The 18,185-nt window shown below is 67.9% G+C and carries 12 protein-coding genes and 1 tRNA gene; 5 read left to right on the top strand and 8 right to left on the bottom strand.

Going from position 1 to position 18,185, the window contains the following annotated elements:
* Positions 1–2: 2 nt before the first annotated feature.
* Positions 3–2,072, bottom strand: a complete 2,070-nt coding sequence (gene recG / locus KF780_08575) for an ATP-dependent DNA helicase RecG (GenBank protein ID MBX3561854.1) — start codon at positions 2,070–2,072, stop codon at positions 3–5.
* 69 nt (positions 2,073–2,141) lie between these two features.
* Between recG and KF780_08570 the strand changes: the two genes are divergently transcribed.
* Both KF780_08570 and mfd read left to right on the top strand, forming a co-directional pair.
* Entirely contained in the window at positions 2,142–2,405 is a 264-nt protein-coding gene (locus KF780_08570) for a succinate dehydrogenase assembly factor 2 (GenBank protein MBX3561853.1), read from the top strand.
* Between the two features lie 111 nt (positions 2,406–2,516).
* Positions 2,517–6,089: a transcription-repair coupling factor gene (mfd, locus tag KF780_08565; protein ID MBX3561852.1), complete on the top strand. Its 3,573-nt coding sequence runs from the start codon at positions 2,517–2,519 to the stop codon at positions 6,087–6,089.
* A 273-nt stretch (positions 6,090–6,362) separates the two neighbouring features.
* Here the strand turns inward: mfd and KF780_08560 are convergent, their stop codons facing one another.
* Both KF780_08560 and KF780_08555 read right to left on the bottom strand, forming a co-directional pair.
* Positions 6,363–6,683: a hypothetical protein gene (locus KF780_08560; GenBank protein ID MBX3561851.1), complete on the bottom strand. Its 321-nt coding sequence runs from the start codon at positions 6,681–6,683 to the stop codon at positions 6,363–6,365.
* Positions 6,684–6,913: 230 nt separating this feature from the next.
* Positions 6,914–8,911, bottom strand: a complete 1,998-nt coding sequence (locus KF780_08555) for a bifunctional diguanylate cyclase/phosphodiesterase (protein ID MBX3561850.1) — start codon at positions 8,909–8,911, stop codon at positions 6,914–6,916.
* Between the two features lie 105 nt (positions 8,912–9,016).
* On the opposite strand from KF780_08555, the gene KF780_08550 reads away from it, so the two are divergent.
* From KF780_08550 to KF780_08540, 3 genes are all read left to right on the top strand, one after another.
* Complete coding sequence (locus KF780_08550) at positions 9,017–9,799, top strand: NAD kinase (protein MBX3561849.1); 783 nt, start codon at positions 9,017–9,019, stop codon at positions 9,797–9,799.
* A 65-nt stretch (positions 9,800–9,864) separates the two neighbouring features.
* Positions 9,865–9,939: transfer RNA gene (locus KF780_08545), tRNA-Asn, on the top strand.
* Between the two features lie 129 nt (positions 9,940–10,068).
* Positions 10,069–10,509: a cupin domain-containing protein gene (locus KF780_08540; protein MBX3561848.1), complete on the top strand. Its 441-nt coding sequence runs from the start codon at positions 10,069–10,071 to the stop codon at positions 10,507–10,509.
* 49 nt (positions 10,510–10,558) lie between these two features.
* On the opposite strand, the gene secA is transcribed toward KF780_08540, so the two are convergent.
* The 5 genes from secA to addA form a co-directional block, all read right to left on the bottom strand.
* Entirely contained in the window at positions 10,559–13,288 is a 2,730-nt protein-coding gene (gene secA / locus KF780_08535) for a preprotein translocase subunit SecA (protein ID MBX3561847.1), read from the bottom strand.
* A 92-nt stretch (positions 13,289–13,380) separates the two neighbouring features.
* The gene (locus KF780_08530) at positions 13,381–13,632 is read right to left on the bottom strand and encodes a hypothetical protein (GenBank protein MBX3561846.1); all 252 of its coding nucleotides are present in this window, start codon (positions 13,630–13,632) and stop codon (positions 13,381–13,383) included.
* 74 nt (positions 13,633–13,706) lie between these two features.
* Positions 13,707–14,081 (bottom strand): energy transducer TonB, encoded by a 375-nt coding sequence (locus tag KF780_08525; protein ID MBX3561845.1) that lies wholly within the window; start codon positions 14,079–14,081, stop codon positions 13,707–13,709.
* A 25-nt stretch (positions 14,082–14,106) separates the two neighbouring features.
* The gene (gene trxA, locus KF780_08520; GenBank protein ID MBX3561844.1) at positions 14,107–14,427 is read right to left on the bottom strand and encodes a thioredoxin TrxA; all 321 of its coding nucleotides are present in this window, start codon (positions 14,425–14,427) and stop codon (positions 14,107–14,109) included.
* Positions 14,428–14,482: 55 nt separating this feature from the next.
* The gene (addA, locus tag KF780_08515) at positions 14,483–17,926 is read right to left on the bottom strand and encodes a double-strand break repair helicase AddA (protein MBX3561843.1); all 3,444 of its coding nucleotides are present in this window, start codon (positions 17,924–17,926) and stop codon (positions 14,483–14,485) included.
* Positions 17,927–18,185 lie beyond the last annotated feature (259 nt).

The raw sequence follows: 18,185 nt of genomic DNA, 5'->3' as shown, positions 1-18,185 counted from the left end.
ACTTACCCGCCGCGCAGCAAGCCCACCGCCGCGTCGCGCTCCATCAGGTAGAGCAGCACCCGCGCCGCCCGGCCCCGCTCGCCCTCCAGCCCGCCGTCGCGATCGACCAGCAATCGCGCATCGTCCGTCGCGGCGGGGGCCAGTTCGGCGACCTGTTCGGGGCTGGCCACGCGGAACTGCTCCTCGCCCGACTGGCGCGTGCCCAATATCTCGCCCGCCCCGCGCAGCCGCAGATCCTCCTCGGCGATGCGAAAGCCGTCATTGGTCTCGCGCATCAGGGCGAGGCGCGCCCGCGCCGTCTCGCTGAGCGCGCCGCCGCGCAGCAGCAGGCAGACGCTGCGCTGGTCGCCGCGCCCGACCCGTCCCCGGAGCTGGTGGAGCTGCGCCAGCCCGAAGCGGTCGGCATGTTCGACGATCATCAGGGTCGCGTTCGGCACATCGACGCCGACCTCGATCACCGTGGTCGCGACCAAAACGGCGAGGCGGCCGCCCGCGAAGGCCTCCATCACCGCGTCCTTCTCCGGCCCCTTCATCCGGCCGTGGACGACGCCCACCTGCCCGGGAAAGCGCATGGACAGCACCCGCGCCCGCTCCTCGGCGGCGGCGAGGTCCCCAAAAGGAGTCTGAGCCTCGCTTTCCTCGACCAAAGGGCACACCCAATAAGCCTGCCGCCCCGCCGCGATATGGCGGCCGAGGCCGTCCACCACCTCGCTTAGCCGCTCCTCGTTCATCACCCGGGTCTCTACGGCCATGCGCCCCGGCGGCATCTCGTCGAGCCGGCTCACGTCCATCTCGCCATAATGGGTGAGGGTCAGCGTGCGCGGGATCGGCGTCGCGGTCATCACCAGCAGATGCGGCGGACGCTCCGCCTTGCCCGCCAGCATCATCCGCTGCGCCACGCCGAAGCGGTGCTGCTCGTCCACCACCGCCAGTCCGAGCCGCTTATAGGCGACCTTTTCCTGGAAGATCGCATGCGTGCCGATCAGGATATGGATCGACCCATCGGCCAGCCCCATCAGGCAGGATTCGCGTGCGCGCCCCTTGTCCCGCCCGGTCAGGATCGCGACGTTCACCGGCAACCCCGCCAGCAGCCGCGAGAGGTTCTCGTGATGTTGCCGCGCCAGGATCTCGGTCGGCGCCAGCAACGCCGCCTGCGCCCCCGCCTCGACCGCCGCCAGCATCGCCATCAGCGCCACCAGGGTCTTGCCGGACCCGACATCGCCCTGCAGCAGCCGCACCATCGGCGTCTCCTGCTGCAGGTCCCCTTCGATCTCCGCCACCGCCCGCCGCTGCGCCCCGGTCGGCGCATAAGGCAGGTCCAGCATCTCGCGCAGCCGCCCGTCGCCATGGAGCGGCACCCCGCGCCGCCTACGCGAGGAGGCCCGCACCAGGGTCAGCGCGAGCTGGTTCGCGAACACCTCGTCATAGGCGAGGCGCGCACGCGCCGCAGCGGCCGCGGGATCGCGATGCGCCGTCGCCAGCGCCTCGGCCCAATCGGGCCAGCCGCGCTGCGCCTTCAAACTCGGCTCGATCCACTCCGCCAGCTCCGGCACCCGTGCCAGCGCCTGCCCGGCGAGATCGCCCAGCCGGTGATTGGTCAGTCCCTCGGACAGCGGATAGACCGGCTCGCGCTCCGGGATCGCCGCCCCCTCGCCCACCGGCAGCACATGGTCCGGATGGACCATCTGCAAATCCTGCCCGTAGCGGTCGAGCTTGCCGGACACGATCCGCGCCTCGCCCAGCGGCAATTGCTTCCTCGCCCAGCCGGGATTGTGGAAATAGGTGAGCGTGACGTAGTCCCCGCCCGCATCGGTCGCATGGACGCGAAACGGCCCCCGCCCCCCGCTCTGCCGGTAATCGACCGCCGTCAGCGCGATCGTGATGACCCGGCCCACGTCCGCCTCGTCGAGCCGCGCCACCTTCTTGCGGTTGATCCAGCCCGCCGGCAGGTGGAACAGCACGTCCACCACCCGGTCCAGTTTCAGCCGGTGTAGCGGCTTGGCGAGCGCCGGCCCGATGCCTTTCAGCACCTCCACTTCGGCGAACAGCGGGTTGAGGATGTCCGGGCGCATGGCTATCTGACCTGACTATCAACGCCGGCTGGCTCCGCAAAGCCCGCCGGCCAATCGGCTATGGAAAATATGGATCGCGACACTCGCCTCAAACGCCTGAAATTCCGCGCCTGGCATCGCGGCGTGCGCGAGGCCGACATGCTGGTCGGCGGCTTCTTCGACGCCCACCATGCCGGCTGGTCCGACGCCGAGCTGGACGAGTTCGAGGCGCTGCTGGAGGAGCAGGATGTCGACATCCTCGCCTGGGCGATGCGCACCGCGCCCGTGCCGGAGCGCCGGCAAGGCGAGATGATGAAGCGCCTCCAGGCCCTCGATTACATCCGGCTGCCGTGATGCTCGCATTCCACTCCTCGTCATTGCGAGCGGAGCGAAGCAATCCAGTGGAACCTCCGAAGCCCACTGGATTGCTTCGTCGCTTACGCTCCTCGCAATGACGGCAAGAACATGACCGACCTCCACAAAATCCTCGCCGCCGCGCAGCCGATGACGCTGGCCGGCATCCCCGCCGGCTTCCTGCCCTGGCTCGCCGCCGATCTCGCGCGCGCCGCGCCCGGAAAATCAAAAGGCGCGCGCGCCGTGTTCATCGCGCCGGACGAGGCGGCGATGCGCGCGCTCGCCGATGCCGCGCAACATTTCGCGCCGGAGCTGGAGACGCTCGTCTTCCCGGCCTGGGATTGCCTGCCCTACGATCGCGCCTCGCCCTCGCTGCGCGCCACCTCGGAACGCCTCGCCACCCTCCACGCGCTTCAGCGTCCGTCCACCAAGCCCCAGCTCCTCGTCACCACCGTCAACGCCGCGCTCCAGCGCACCTTGAGCCCGTTCCGCATCCGCCAGCTCGTCGCCCGTCTCGCGCCCGGCGAGCGGATCGACCGCGACCGCCTCGCCGCCCTGCTCGCCGCCAACGGCTACAGCCGCACCGAGACGGTCCGCGATCCCGGCGAGTTCGCGGTGCGCGGCGGCCTGGTCGATCTCTTCCCGGCGGGCGAGGAGACCGCGCTCCGCCTCGATTTCTTCGGCGACGAGATCGAAAGCGTGCGCAGCTTCGATCCCGCCAGCCAGCGCAGCATCGCGCGGATCGACGGCTTCACCCTGCTCCCCGCCTCCGAAACCCTGCTCGACGCGGACAGCATCAAGCGCTTCCGCTCGGGCTATCGCGAATTGTTCGGCGCCACCGCGACCGGCGATCCGCTCTATCAGGCCATCTCCGAAGGCCGCCGCATCGCCGGCCTCGATCACTGGCTGCCCTTGTTCGAGGAGCGCCTCGCCACCCTGTTCGATCATCTTGGGCCGGACGACCTGATCGTCCGCGACCCCGGCGACAGCGGCGCGGCCGAGGCGCGGTTCGAAGCGATCGCCGACTATCATGCCAATCGCGAACGCGCCTTGTCGTCCGATCCCGGCAGCTATCGCCCGCTCGCCCCCGACGCGCTCTATCTCGGCCGCGACGAATGGGAAACGCTGGTCGCCGACCGCCCGGCCCATCTCGTCACGCCCTTCCACGAACCGACAAGCGCCCGCGTCCTCGATTTCGAGGTCGATCCCGCCCGCGATTTCGCCCCCGAGCGCGCCCGGAACGCGAACGTCTACGAAGCCGTCGCCGATCATGTCGCCGAGCTGCGGCGCGCGGGCAAGAAGATCGTCCTGGCCTCCTACACCCAGGGCTCGCGCGAGCGCCTGAAGGGCCTGCTCGCCGATCATGGGTTGGCAAATGCGGTCGAGGTGGAGACCTGGCAGCAGGCGCTGGGCGCCTCTTCAAATCCTCCCCGGAACGGGGAGGGGGACCATCCGAAGGATGGTGGAGGGGTCGACGCCTCCGGCCCCTCCACCGCTTCGCGGTCCCCCTCCCCGTTCCGGGGAGGAACTGCCCCCGTCGCCCTCGCCGTCATCCAGCTCGATCACGGCTTCACCACATCCGACGTCGCCCTGCTCACCGAGCAGGACATGCTCGGCGACCGCCTCGTCCGCCGCCGCCGCAAGAAGAGCAGCCAGGCCTTTCTCGACGAGCTCGTCACCCTCACCCCCGGCGATCTCGTCGTCCATGCCGATCACGGCATCGGCCGCTATGAGGGGCTGACCCAGATCCCGGTGCAGAAGGCGCCGCACGATTGCGTCGCGCTCACTTATGCCGGCGGCGACAAGCTCTACGTGCCGGTCGAGAATATCGACATCCTCTCGCGCTACGGCAACGAGAGCGAGGGCGTGACCCTCGACCGCTTGGGCGGCGAGGCGTGGCAGCGGCGCAAGGCGCGGATGAAGGAGCGCATCCGCGAAATCGCGAACGAGCTCATCAAGACCGCCGCGGAACGCGCGCTGCGCACCGGGGCGGTGGCGGCGCCCGATACCGGCTATGCCGCCTTCGCCGATCGCTTCCCTTATGAGGAGACGGAGGATCAGGACCGCGCGATCGACGATGTGATCGCGGACCTCGGCGCGGGCAAGCCGATGGACCGGCTCGTCTGCGGCGATGTCGGCTTCGGCAAGACCGAGGTCGCGCTGCGCGCCGCCTTCGTCGCGGCGATGGCGGGGATGCAGGTCGCGTTGGTCGCGCCCACCACCCTCCTCGCCCGCCAGCATGTCCAGAATTTCCGCGAACGCTTCCAGGGCTTCCCGATCGAGATCGGCCGCCTCTCCCGTCTCGTTCCGGCAAAAGAGGCCGCCGCGACCCGCGAGGGGCTGAAGGCGGGCAGGATCGACATCGTGATCGGCACCCATGCGGTGCTGGCCAAGGGCGTGGAGTTCAGGAATCTCGGCCTCGTCATCGTCGATGAGGAGCAGCGTTTCGGCGTCGTCCACAAGGAAAAGCTGAAATCGCTGCGCACCGATGTTCACGTCCTCACGCTGACCGCGACTCCCATCCCGCGCACGCTGCAAATGGCGATGTCGGGCCTGCGCGAATTGAGCGTGATCCAGACCCCGCCGGTCGATCGCCTCGCGGTGCGCACCTATGTCATGCCGTGGGACGGCGTGGTGATCCGCGAGGCGCTGCTGCGCGAACATTATCGCGGCGGCCAGTCCTTCTTCGTCGTGCCCCGCATCGCGGACCTGCCGGACATCGAGCGCTTCCTGCGCGAGGAGGTGCCGGAGGTCCGCGCCGTCACCGCCCACGGCCAGATGTCCGCGACCGAGATCGAGGAGCGGATGAGCGCCTTCTACGACCGGAAATATGAGGTGCTGCTCTCCACCACCATCGTCGAGAGCGGGCTCGACATTCCCAGCGCCAACACGCTGATCGTCCACCGCGCCGACCGCTTCGGCCTCGCCCAGCTCTATCAGCTCCGGGGCCGCGTCGGCCGGGCCAAGACCCGCGCCTACGCCTATTTCACGACGCCCGCCGATCGCATCACCACCGAAACCGCCGACAAGCGCCTGAAGGTGCTCGCCAGCCTCGAGGGGCTCGGCGCGGGCTTCCAGCTCGCCACCCACGATCTCGACATACGCGGCGCGGGCAATTTGCTCGGCGACGAGCAGTCCGGCCATATCAAGGAGGTCGGCTTCGAACTCTACCAGTCGATGCTGGAGGACGCGATCCTCGCGGCCAGGGCGGGCGGGCTGGAGAAGCGCGCCGAGCCCTTCTCGCCGCAGATCACCGTCGACGCGCCGATCCTCATCCCGGACGCTTATGTCCCCGATCTCGACCTTCGCATGGGCCTCTACCGCCGCATGAACGAGCTGGAGACCCCCGCCGACATCGACCCCTTCGCCGCCGAGCTGATCGACCGCTTCGGCAAGCTGCCCGAGGAGACGGCGAACCTGCTCAAGATCATCGAGATCAAGATGAACTGCCGCAAGGCGATGGTCGCGAAGCTGGACGTCGGCCCCAAGGGCGCCCTCGTCCACTTCCACGAAGACGGCTTCCCGGACCTGCCGGGCCTGCTCGCTTATGTCGAACGCCTGAAAGGCACCGCCCGCCTCCGCCCCGACAGCAAGCTCGTCATCACCCGCGACTGGCCGAGCGCCGAAGCCCGCCTCAACGGCGCCATGCAATTGTCGAAGGGCCTGGCGAAGATTTTGGGGTGACCGCCTTTCCCGATACGCGATTATCCTCCCCGAGATTTCTCGGGGAGGGGGACCAGCCGTAGCCGAAGGCGAAGGCTGGTGGAGGGACAACTTCGCAAGCCCAAGCCCGTCATGCCGGACTTGATCCGGCATCCAGCTTCTTTGAAGCCGATAACAAGAAAAGCTGGACCCCGGATCAAGTCCGGGGCGACGATTGGAGAGGGAGAAGTTCCTTCTCTACCTGTCCCTAGTGGGTGGAACGCAGTCATTCGATATGACTAGCGACGAGTCCGGTCACAGTTCCATATTCCGCAGTGATCGGCTGATTTCCGAGACATTGCATTCGCTGTCTGATGAAATCGTGACAAGATAATCAGGGCTTCTAAGCTGAACCAACGAGTATTTTTCGGTCCCCGTGCAATCGCTCTGCTTAATCTCATTTGAGCCAATCGCCAGCCGTGTCCAGCCTGCATGTTCCAGTTCACGCAGGGCAGGGCCAATGGGCATCCCGACTTGAGCGCCGTCGTAGCTCTGAAAACTTCGATCGCGAACTAAAAATAAGTAAAGCAAGCCACCAATGCATACCAGTCCGAGCAAAGCGGCGATCCATTTCATCAGACGACTTTAAAGAAATCAGCGAGTATCCGCAACGGGCTGAGAGAAGGCGCCGCCCGCCGCTTCCAATGTAGGAAATCCTCTGTCACGCTCACCCCCGACTCGGGGTCTTGCCCCCGGCTCACCGGCTCTTTGAAACCGTCCGTTCCACGCAAAAAATCCTGCGGCCCACCATCGCGCATATCGGTGAAGATGCCGAAGTTTCGCGCCCGCCCCACCCCGTTCTTGGACTAACTTTTGACTAACTTTTGGCCGCCAACCAGCTCCGCCAGCGTCTCCGCGCTCACCGGCGGGGCGCACAGGAAGCCCTGGTAGAGGGTGCAGCCTTCCTGCGCGAGCAAGCCCAGTTGCTCCTCGGTCTCAACGCCCTCCGCGACCACGTCGAGGCCCAGCGAGCGGGCCATGTCGATCACGCTCCTGACCACGATCCGGTCGCGGGTCGATCCGGCGATGTCCTGGACGAGGCGCTTGTCGATCTTGAGATAGTCGAGCGGCAGGGCCTTCAGATAGGCAAGGTTCGAATAGCCGGTGCCGAAATCGTCGATCGCGACCCGAAGGCCGCCCTGGCGCAGCCCGGCGAGGAGGCCGGCCGCGCCGCCCAGATCCTCAATGAGGCCCGTCTCCGTCACCTCGACGGTCAGCCGGGCGGGATCGAAGCCCGCCTCGTGGACCAGGGCCACGAACTGGTCCGCGAAGCCGGGGCGCAATATGTCGGCCGAGGTGATGTTGACCGCCAGGCGCAGGCCCGCCAGCGCCGCCGGCCAGGCCGCCGCTTCCCGCACCGCCTTCCTCTGCACATGGTCGGAGAGCTGGACCAGATAGTCGGAGCGTTCGGCGACGCCGAACAGGATGTTGGCGCCCAGCTCGCCATGATCGGGGTGAATCCAGCGGGCGAGCGCCTCGGCCCCGACGATCTCGCCGCTCGCCACCGCCACCTGCGGCTGGAAGCGGATCTCGATCTCGTCGCGGGCGAGCGCGCGGCGCAGATCGACCTCGAGCCGGTCGTCGCGCGCCGCGGCGCTTTCCTCGCCCTCCTCCAGCACCCGCACCGGCGCGCTGTCCGCGCCCTTCGCCTCGGCCAAGGCGGCGCTGGCCCGGCGCAGCAGGGCCGCCGCGTCGTCGCCCGCCTGCGACACCGCGACGCCGGCCCGTCCGCCCAGTGCGACGACATGGTCGCCGCTCGCGAAGGGCCGGCCGATCGCCTCGACCAGCGCGCCGGCGAGGAAGCGGCCATCGCCCAGGGTCGCGGGCGGGGCGAGCAGCACGGCGAACTCCGCGCCCGCCATCCGCGCCACCAGCCGGGGCCGCCCGTCGTCCTTCAGATGCCGCTCGATCCGCCGCGCCACCGCCTGCAGCACCGCATCGCCGGTCTCGCGCCCGAAAGCGGCGTTGATCGCGTCGTAGCGGTTGACCGAGAGGAGCAGCGCCACGACCGGCGCGCCGGTCCGCTCGGCGATCCAGGCCCGCGCCGCGCGGCCGTCGGCCAGCCCGGTCAGCGGATCGCGCCGCGCGCCGCCGCCTTGCCCGATCGTCTCCGCCCGCCCGGCGATCTCGCCCTCCGGCAGCACCCGGACATGGTGGGCGAGCCGTCCGCCCTCCGCTTCGGCGTCCTGATGCGCGAAGGCGGTCGCCTCGCCGGTGGCCAGTACCCGGTCGATCGCCTCGCGCGCGGCGCGGCGGCCCTCGCCGTCCAGCTTGCGGAACAGCTCCATCAGGCTGATCCGCCGCCCGTCCGTCTCGCCCAGCCCGACCTTACGGGCCAGCGCGGGGGAAAGCTCGACGCTGCGCGATCCCGGCCGCCAGCGCCACGAGGCCGCCTCGCTCTCGCCGGTCCGCGTCATCGGCCGCGCGCCGCCCGTCCGCTCGGCATGGCGCCGCGCGAACTGGATGGCCTGCAACAACGTCGCGTCGGTGAAGGGGCTGATCAGGAAATGGGTCGCGCCGAGCCGGTGCAGCTCGTCCAGCGCCGCCCCGTCGGTGCGCGAGACCAGGACGAGCAGGGCGGCGGCATTGGCCTCGGCGGCGTCGGCGATGGCGCGCACCGCCTCCAGCCCCTCGGCCAGCGCGCCGCGCGCATCGACCAGCGCCACGCTCGCGCCGGAAGCAACGAACCGCGCCTCGGCATTGTCCGTCCGCCGCGCCGCGATCGGCTGCCAGCCGCCTTTCTCGACGAGCCGGGTCAGCTCGTCGCGATGGCGGAACGAGAGAATGAAGAGCGGCGCCCCCATGCGGCAAGCCTAACCCGTCGTTCGGGCCGCGCCAATCACCCCGCGCCGGCGGCGTTCCCGGCTTGGCACATTGACGGATCGCGCGGCCACGCCCTAGTCAGAGGCATGTCCGGGCCCGCCCACAAGCCGATGGCGTTGGTCGCCTCCCATGCCGAGGCGGCGCAGGCCGCCGATGCGATGCTGCGCGAACGCTATGCCTTCGTGCCGCCGGAAGAAGCGGAGCTGATTGTCGCCTTGGGCGGCGACGGCTTCATGCTCCAGACGCTCCACGAGATGCTGGCGCGCGGCAAGGTCTGTCCGGTTTTCGGGATGAATCGCGGCACGGTCGGCTTCCTGATGAACGAATGGCGGATCGAAGCGCTGGACGAGCGGCTGGCGCGGGCCAGGTCCTTCTCGGTCGCGCCGCTGGAAATGACCGCGACCGGCGTGGACGGCCAGGTCGTCCGCCACAACGCGATCAACGAGGTCTCGCTGCTCCGCGAAACCCGCCAGACGGCTTGGATCGAGGTCTCCGTGAATGGCCGCGTCGTGCTGCCGGAGCTGATCTGCGACGGCGTGCTGGTCGCGACGCCGGCCGGCTCCACCGCCTACAATCTCTCCGCGCAGGGCCCGATCCTCCCGCTCCATTCGAAACTGGTCGCACTCACGCCGATCAGCCCCTTCCGCCCCCGCCGCTGGCGTGGCGCTCTGATCGCCGACGATCTCAGGATCGTCTTTCGCGTGCTCGATCCGGTGAAGCGCCCCGTCCTCGCCGTCGCCGACCAGATCGAAGTGCGCGACGTTTCGACGATCGAGGTGTGCATCGATCGCGATCATGCGCTCAACCTGCTCTTCGATCCCGAGCACGCGCTCGACGAGCGGATCGCGATGGAGCAGTTCGCGGTGTGAAAAAGGCCGCGAAGCGCCTTGCATGTTCCGAAATGCCGCTGCTATAGGCCCCGCCTCGACTATGTTCCCCGGTAGCTCAGCGGTAGAGCATCCGACTGTTAATCGGACGGCCGATGGTTCGAATCCGTCCCGGGGAGCCACTATCCCGCAATTCGAATGAAGCACGGGCGCGCCGGATGGCAGCCGCCGAACTTGCCCTGCCTGCCCCCAGCGCCTAGGCGAGCGACGGGCTCATCGACAATTGCGGGAGAAGGATCTTGCGAATTGCCTTGATTGCCCTGTGCGCCGCGACGGCCTGGCCTGCGGCCGCCATCGCCGAAGACCCGGTGGTGCTGCACGGCCACGACGTCCCGTTCCGATCCAGCCCGCCCTCGCTACCGCCTGGCCCACGCGTCTCGGTGCTGTACGGCAATCCCGGCGCGCCGGAGATGTTCGTGCTGCGGATGAAGCTGCCCGCCGGCTACCGGTTGCCGCCGCATCGCCACGAGCGCCACGAGATCGTCACGGTCATTTCCGGCACCTTCCATCTCGGCCTGGGCGAGGACGGAGACAGGGCGCGAACGACGCCGCTCGCCGCCGGCGGCTTCTTCGCCGTGCCGCCGGGCATGGCGCATTACGGCTATACGGACGAGGAAACCGTGATCCAGCTCAACACGATCGGCCCGGGCGGTATCGCCTATGTCGATCCCGCCGACGATCCGCGGCGCTGATCAGCGATAGGACGATCTCCGCCGTCGGAAGAGCGGCGGGGAGTCCTGTTCAGGCGGTCGCGCCGTGGCAGTGCTTGTACTTGCGCCCCGAACCGCACGGGCAGGGCGCGTTGCGGCTCGCCGGCGGCGCGATCTCGCCGGGACCCGCTCCGACCGCGGCCAGCGCCTGCTGCGGCATCTGCAACGGCGGCAGACGCGACAGGATCGCGCCGGTCCCGGCATCGATGTCGGCCGTGTCGTCGTCGCCCGAAAACGGATCGATATGAGATGTGAAGATGTCGGGCATTTCCGGCAGATCGACCGGTGGCGCCACCCGCGCGCGCGCCAAGGTCGAGGTCACGTCCTCGCGGATCGCGGCCAGCATCCGCTCGAACATCCGGAACGCCTCGTGTTTGTATTCGTCGATCGGCTTGCGCTGGGCATAGGCGCGCAGATGGACGACCTGGCGCAGCGCGTCGAGCATCGCGAGATGCTCCTTCCAGTGATGATCGAGCGCGCGCAACAGCACATCCTTCTCGAAGCGGATCCAGTCCTCCTCGGGAATCTGCGCCAGCTTCTCGGCAATCTGCGCGTCGGCCAGCCCCTGGACCCGCTCGACGAAAATCTCCGGATCGACCTCGTCTTCCTTCACCCAGTCGTCGAAAGGCGGCGTAAGCTGGAACACGGCCTCGACCCGCTCCTTCAGCATCTCCAGATCCCATTGCTCGGGATAGGAATTGGGCGGAATCGCCTCGCCGATCAGGCCGTTCACCGTTTCGGAGCGCATGTCGATCACGACATCGCCGACCGTCGCTGAATCCATGATGTCGGCGCGTTGCTCGTAGATGACCTTGCGCTGGTCGTTCATCACGTCGTCATATTCCACGACCTGCTTGCGGATGTCGTAGTTGCGCGCCTCGACCTTCTTCTGCGCGGTTTCGATCGCCTTGGAAATCCAGGGCGAGATGATCGCTTCGCCGTCGGCGAGATTCTTGTTCATCAGCCGGGCGAACATGGTTTGCGGACCGAAGATGCGCAGCAGATCGTCGTCGAGCGACAGGTAGAAGCGGCTGAGGCCCGGATCGCCCTGGCGGCCTGAACGGCCGCGCAACTGGTTGTCGATGCGCCGGCTTTCGTGCCGCTCGGTGCCGAGCACGAACAGGCCGCCGGCGGCGATCACGCGTTCGCGCTCCTCCACGATCTCGCGGCGGATCTTTTCCTCCGCCTTCTCGCGGGCCGGACCCTCCTCCATGCCGCCAAGCTCGTCGGCGATGCGGAATTCGATATTGCCGCCCAGCTGGATGTCGGTGCCGCGGCCGGCCATGTTGGTCGCGATGGTGACGGCGCCGTAGCGGCCGGCCTGCGCGACGATATGCGCTTCCTGCTCGTGATAGCGGGCGTTCAACACCTCGTGCTTCACCTTGGCCTTCTTGAGATAGTCCGACAGCAGCTCGGACTTCTCGATCGAAACGGTGCCGACCAGGATCGGCTGGCCGATCTTCTGCTTTTCCTTGATCGCCTCGACGATGGCGGCGAACTTGTCTTCCTGATTCTTGTAGAATTCGTCGTCGTCGTCCTTGCGCAGCACCGGCTTGTGGGTCGGGATGGTGACGACGTTCATCTTGTAGATGTCGAAGAATTCGGCGGCCTCGGTCGCCGCCGTGCCGGTCATGCCGGAAAGCTTCGGATACATACGGAAATAGTTCTGGAAAGTGATCGAGGCGAGGGTCTGGTTCTCCGGCTCGATGTCGGCGCCTTCCTTGGCCTCGACCGCCTGGTGCAGACCTTCCGACCAGCGCCGCCCATCCATCATGCGTCCGGTGAACGGATCGATGATGACGACCTTTCCTTCCTTCACGATATAATCGATGTCGCGCTTGTAGGCGACGTTGGCGCGCAGTGCCTGGTTGAGATGGTGGACGACCTGGGTGTTCTCGAAATCGTAGAGATTCGATCCGACCAGCAGCCCTTCCGCCTCGAGCAGCCGCTCCATCCGTTCGGTGCCCTCCTCGGTCAGCAGGACGCGCTTGTCCTTTTCGTCATATTCATAATCGTCGGCCGGCGTCGCCTTCACGATCTGGTCGAGCGCCATGTAGAGTTCGGACTTGTCCTCGGTCGGGCCGGAGATGATGAGCGGCGTGCGCGCCTCGTCGATCAGGATCGAGTCCACCTCGTCGACGATCGCGAAGTTGAACGGCCGCTGCACCATCTGGGCGCGGTCGTATTTCATGTTGTCGCGCAGATAATCGAAGCCGAACTCGTTGTTGGTGCCATAGGTGATGTCGGCATGATAGGCGTCGTGGCGCTGCGGATCGGTGAGATTGGGGACGATCACGCCGACCGTGAGGCCGAGCCAGCGATAGATCTGCCCCATCCAGTCCGCGTCGCGGCGGGCGAGATAGTCGTTCACGGTGACGACATGGACGCCCTTCCCCTCCAGCGCGTTCAGGTAGACGGCGAGCGTGCCGACCAGGGTCTTGCCCTCGCCGGTGCGCATCTCGGCGATCTCGCCCCGGTGCAGCACCATGCCGCCGATGATCTGCACATCGTAATGGCGCTGGCCGAGCACCCGCCACGCCGCCTCGCGGACGGTCGCGAAGGCTTCGGGCAGGATGTCGTCGAGCGAGGCGCCGGCGGCGAGCCGCTCGCGGAAGCGGGCGGTCTGCGCCTTGATCTCGTCGTCGCTCATCGCCTGGATAGCGGGCTCTAAATCGTTGACCTTCTGAACGACCTTGCGCAGCGACTTCACGTAGCGATCGTTGGACGATCCGAAGATGGACTTGGCAAATCCGCCGAACATAGCAGTGATCCTGACTTGATAGGGTGATGCCGGCCATCGGGCCGGATTGAACGAGGCTAAGGGAAAAATGGCCGCGCCAAGGCGGCCGGGCCTCATTCGATCAGGCGGTCCGCATAAATCGGAACGGCGGGCTTCAGCACCAAGGCCGGCGCGGGCTGATCCGGCGCGCGCGGCGCTTCGGCCGGCGTCGCCGGGCGCGGCGCGGGCAGCGCGACGCCGGCCGGGCGCGGCGCGAGCGCGCGGAGCGTATCGACCTGCGCCGCGGCCGCATGCGCGCTCGCCTCCGGCGCGCGGGCGCCGGTGGCCACGGTCAGCAGCGACAGAAGGGCAAGCAGAAGCTCCATCGGCGTGCGACATAGTGTCGCGACGCGCGAACGTCCATGCCAAAGCGGCTCAAAAGGTCGTGAAGCCCTTCCGGTTATTCCGCCAGCTTCCAGCGGATCGGCAAGTTCACCACGGTTTCGCGCTCGACGCCGCTCTCGATCATCGGCGAATAACGTGCGTAATTCGTCAGCCACAAGGCCGCCGCGTCGAGCGATTCAACGCCGGAGCTTCGATGCACGACGCAGTCGGCCAATATACCATCGACCGGTAGACGGCACCGCAATATCGTCAGCCCCTCCAGCCTGGCCGCAATTGCCGAGTGCGGATAGAATCTGTCGGGTGACGGAATCGAAAGCAGCCGCGGTGCCCTCACTTCGGGGCGGCTTTCCACCATTTGCACCGGCACCTCCGTCGCCGTGGACGCCGACGCGGGCGTGATCGCGGCCAGCGTGATGAGCAAGCGGATCACGACAACGCTCCCCCGGCCCGTTCGGCTAGAGCGCGGCTTCCAGCCAGCCCTGGATGCGGCTCTTGGGCTCCGCGCCGACCTTGGTCGCGGCCGGCTCCCCATTCTTGAACAGGATCATCGTGGGAATACCGCGCACGCCATATTTGGCTGGCGCATCCGGATTCTCGTCGATGTTGAGCTTGGCGATCGTGACCTTCTCGCCCAGCTCCTCGCTCAATTCCTCAAGCGCGGGGGCGATCATCCGGCACGGGCCGCACCATTCCGCCCAGAAATCGACCAGAACGGGCCCGTCGGCACCCAGCACATCGTTCTGGAAGGAGGAATCGGTGACGGTCTTGGTGGCCATGATGCGTGTCTCCTGACAGAGTTCGTACCGGATGTAGGGTGCCGCACGCGCCGGCTCAACCGCCCTGGGGCGCATGAGCGTCGAGCAACGCGTCGTCCAACCCGTGGAGCTTCGGACCGCTCGTGTAGAGCAGGGCCGTGCGGACCGGACGATCGGGAAAGACAACGCGCAGCGCAGCACGATAGGCGGCCATTTGCCGGAGATGCGCCGGAGGAATGTCCGCGATGCGGATCGGTGCACGGCGCCCGGTCTTGAAATCGGCGACCAGCACTTCCTCGTCGGTGATGCGCAGCCGGTCGGCGGTGCCGGCGACGACGATACCGTCCGCGATGACCGCCGCGACCGGCGCCTCGGCCAACGCCTCGGGTGAGAAGAGATCGGCGAAAGCGGGGTCTTCGATCACCCGGCAGGCATCGTCGATCAGGGCGGCGCGGACAGCGGGATCGGCGATTCCCGTCGCGCCGGCCAGCCAGGCATCGGCACGCGCGCGACGATCTTCGGGCGCGACCCCGGGCAACCGCTCGAACAGGCGGTGGAGCAGCCGTCCGCGCTCGGCGGTGGCGCGCAGTTCCGGTCCTGGCGGCGGATCGGCGGCATCGTCCGCCCCGATCGCCGAGGGCGCGAGCGGGCGCGGCGGGCGCGCTTCGACCCGCGCCGGACGGCGTGCCCAATCCGGCAACGCCGCATCGGCGGCGCGTGGTGGCAAGGTGGCGCCACGCGGCGCGGGCACGGAACCGAGCGTCATTTCCCGGCCCCAGCGCGCCGATTCCGTCCAATCCTCGCCAAGCCCCGTCAGCGCGTTTTCCACCACCCGGTGCCAACTTTCCCGCGGCGCGCCGTCGCGGTCGCGCAGCGTCAAGGCCCCGCCGACATAGAGCCGCTCTTCGGCGCGGGTCAGCGCGACATAGAGCAGCCGCCAATGCTCCTCCCGCTCGCGCGCGCCCTGCGCGGCGACCTGCGAAGCGAGCGGCTCGGCCAGCTCCTCCTTGCGCGGGCGAAAGACCGGGATGGCGGGCCCGCCCTCTTCCAGCGCCAGCGCGGCGAGACCGGCGCCCGCGCCCTTGCGATCCGGATCGGCGCAAGCGTCGGCGAGGATCAGCACCGGCGATTGCAGCCCCTTCGAGCCATGCACGGTCATCACCCGGACCGCGCCCTGCGGCCCCGAAGGATCGCGCACGATCTCGACATCGCCGCGCGCGAACCAGTCGAGAAAGGCCTGGAGCGAGGCCCCCTTCCCTTCGAATTCCAGCGCCGCCGACAGCAATTCCTCGATCGGGTCGCGCGCTTCCGCGCCGAGCCGTTCGAGCAATTTGCGCCGCCCGCCGAGCGGGCCGGACAGCAGGGCCTCGAAGAAGCCGTGCGGGCTGGCGAAATCGACCATCGCCAGCATGGCGTGCAGCGCCGCGAGCGTATCCGGCGACGCCGCTTCATGCCGGCGCAGGCGCGGCCACAAGGCCTCCCCCTCCCGCCCGGCGGCGACGGCGTGCAGCTCGTCTTGGCTCCAGCCGATCAGCGGCGAGACGAGCAGAGCGGCGAGATTGAGATCGTCGAGCGGCTGGACGGCGAAGCGCGCGGCGGCAAGCAGATCGCGCACCGCCAGCGGGGCCGAGAGCAGCAGCCGGTCGACGCCCGCCACCGGCACGCCCTCCGCATGGAGCCGCGCGACCAGCAAAGCGGCGAGATCGCCGCGCCGGCGCACCAGGATCAATATGTCCTCCGCACGGAGCGGCCGCTTCCGGCTCTCGAGGTGGAAGGGCGCGTCGAGCCAGGCCTTCACCTGCCGGGCGAGCTTGCCGGCATAAGCGCGGGTCGCCTCCGCCACCCAGCCCTCCTCGCCCAGCTCCTCATCGCCCTCGACGGTATAGGGCGCCCACAAGGTCACCGATCCGGGCCGGTCGCGATGGCGGCTTTCATGGGGATTGGGCCGCTTGACGAGGCCGAACGCCTCATGGCCGAGATCGGCGATCACCCGATCGGTCACGCGCAGGATTTCGGGCGAGGAGCGGAAGCTCATGTCCATCGACAAGTCGAGGAAATCCGGCGGCAGCTCCCGTTCGGGCAGCCCGGCCTCCTCCGCCGCGTCGCGGATCAGCCGCGCCTTGGCCTGGAAATAGGCCCGCGCGCGCTCGAACTCGCGCGGATTGGTGCCCTGGAAGCCGAAGATCGCCTGCTTGAAATCGCCGACCGTGAAGAGCGTGCGCAGCCGCCCGCGCGCGCCCTCCCCGGCGAAGAATTCGGCGACCAAAGCCTCGACGATCGCCCATTGCCGCGCATTGGTGTCCTGCGCCTCGTCGACCAGGATATGATCGGTGCGCTGGTCGAGCTTGTAGCGCACCCATTCGCCCATGCCGGGCATATCCAGCAAGGCCTGGGCGATGCGGATCAGATCGTCGAAATCCACGGCGCCCGCCGCGCGCTTGGCGTCGGCGTAAGCGACGGCGAAGGCCTGCCCGGCGCGCAGCCCCGCCGCCAGCACGGCCACCATCGCGCCGCGCATGCGCAGCGACAGCAGCAGCGCGCAGTTATCGGCGAGCCGTGCGGCGAGCGCCTCATAGTCCGGCTCGGCCTTGAGGAGCCCCGAACTTGCCTTGCGGGGCTCTCCCGCCTTGGTCAGCACCACCAGCGCCAGTTCGTCCAGCGTCTCGGCTCGGCCCGAGGCATCGCGCGCGCGCCAGGCGGCAATGGCGTCGCAAGCGGCCAGGCCGGTCGCCGTTGCCCAGCCGCGATTGGCCGCGCCGATCGCGCCGACCAGCGCCATGTCGAACGCGTCGTCGGCACAGCCGGCGGCGATCGCTTCCTCGATGTCGCCCAACGGCAGATCGAAGACATGGCGCAGCCGCGCCTCGATTCCTTCTCGCGGGCCGAGCGTTTCCATCGCCTCGGGCGCGCGGGCACATGCCTTTACGAATCCCTCCGCCCCGCCCTCTCCCATCCGGAGACTCAGGGCCTGCAGGTCGGCGATCAAACCAAGATCGCTCCCCTTTTCGGCGCGGACCAGCAGATCGGCAAGCGTCGAGCGGGCGAGCAATTGCTCCTCCCGGCCCTCCAGCGGGCGGAAGCCGGGCGTGAGGCCCGCCTCGGCGGGAAAGGCACCCAGCAGACTCTGCGCGAAGGCATGGATGGTCTGGATGCGCAGACCCCCGCCAGTCGCATCGAGCACACGGGCGAACAGGGTGCGGGCGCGGGCCAGCATTTCCGGATCGTTCGGCTCGCTGAGCGCATACAGTTCCTTACGCAGCCTCGCGTCGTCGAGGCGCACCCAATATGCCAGCCGGGCATGGATGCGCTCGGCCATCTCGGCGGCGCCTGCCTTGGTGAAGGTGAGGCACAGAATCGAGTCGGGATCGGCTCCGGCGAGCAGCAACCGCAGCACCCGCGCGGTCAGCACATGCGTCTTGCCGGTGCCCGCCGAAGCGGACAGCGCGGCATGGTCGCGCGGATGTGAAGCGCGCAGCTGATCGCCGCCCAGCGGCACGAACGGAGCGAGGCGTCGGGCCATCCCGCCTTGTCGCATCACTTCGTTCCGAAGCACAATCGCCGTACATGACTTTTGCCCGGCGCGAGCTTATTGTCGCATGAAGCGCGATGCGCACGGCCCTGATGACGAGGAACTCCGAACCACGCATTAATGTCAACACACAAGACACTGAAATTAATAAATTAAATTTTTAATTAATCTTTTTTGTGAACCAGAGAAAGATTTGCATGGACGCAGAGACTGTAATCTAGATCAGTTTTGCCGCGAGGGTGAGCCGGAT

It is taken from the genome of Sphingomonas sp. (assembly GCA_019635535.1).
Classification (GTDB): Bacteria; Pseudomonadota; Alphaproteobacteria; order Sphingomonadales; family Sphingomonadaceae; genus Allosphingosinicella.
Note: the sequence above shows the minus strand (reverse complement) of the source record. Positions and strands in the feature narration are given on the sequence as shown.

Bases quoted from the DNA above. Each gene is read 5' to 3' on its own strand.
- recG (MBX3561854.1), bottom strand. From the start codon at position 2,072: ATGCGCCCGGACATCCTCAACCCGCTGTTCGCCGAAGTGGAGGTGCTG.
- KF780_08570 (MBX3561853.1), top strand. From the start codon at position 2,142: ATGGATCGCGACACTCGCCTCAAACGCCTGAAATTCCGCGCCTGGCAT.
- mfd (MBX3561852.1), top strand. From the start codon at position 2,517: ATGACCGACCTCCACAAAATCCTCGCCGCCGCGCAGCCGATGACGCTG.
- KF780_08560 (MBX3561851.1), bottom strand. From the start codon at position 6,683: ATGAAATGGATCGCCGCTTTGCTCGGACTGGTATGCATTGGTGGCTTG.
- KF780_08555 (MBX3561850.1), bottom strand. From the start codon at position 8,911: ATGGGGGCGCCGCTCTTCATTCTCTCGTTCCGCCATCGCGACGAGCTG.
- KF780_08550 (MBX3561849.1), top strand. From the start codon at position 9,017: ATGTCCGGGCCCGCCCACAAGCCGATGGCGTTGGTCGCCTCCCATGCC.
- secA (MBX3561847.1), bottom strand. From the start codon at position 13,288: ATGTTCGGCGGATTTGCCAAGTCCATCTTCGGATCGTCCAACGATCGC.
- KF780_08530 (MBX3561846.1), bottom strand. From the start codon at position 13,632: ATGGAGCTTCTGCTTGCCCTTCTGTCGCTGCTGACCGTGGCCACCGGC.
- trxA (MBX3561844.1), bottom strand. From the start codon at position 14,427: ATGGCCACCAAGACCGTCACCGATTCCTCCTTCCAGAACGATGTGCTG.
- addA (MBX3561843.1), bottom strand. From the start codon at position 17,926: ATGGCCCGACGCCTCGCTCCGTTCGTGCCGCTGGGCGGCGATCAGCTG.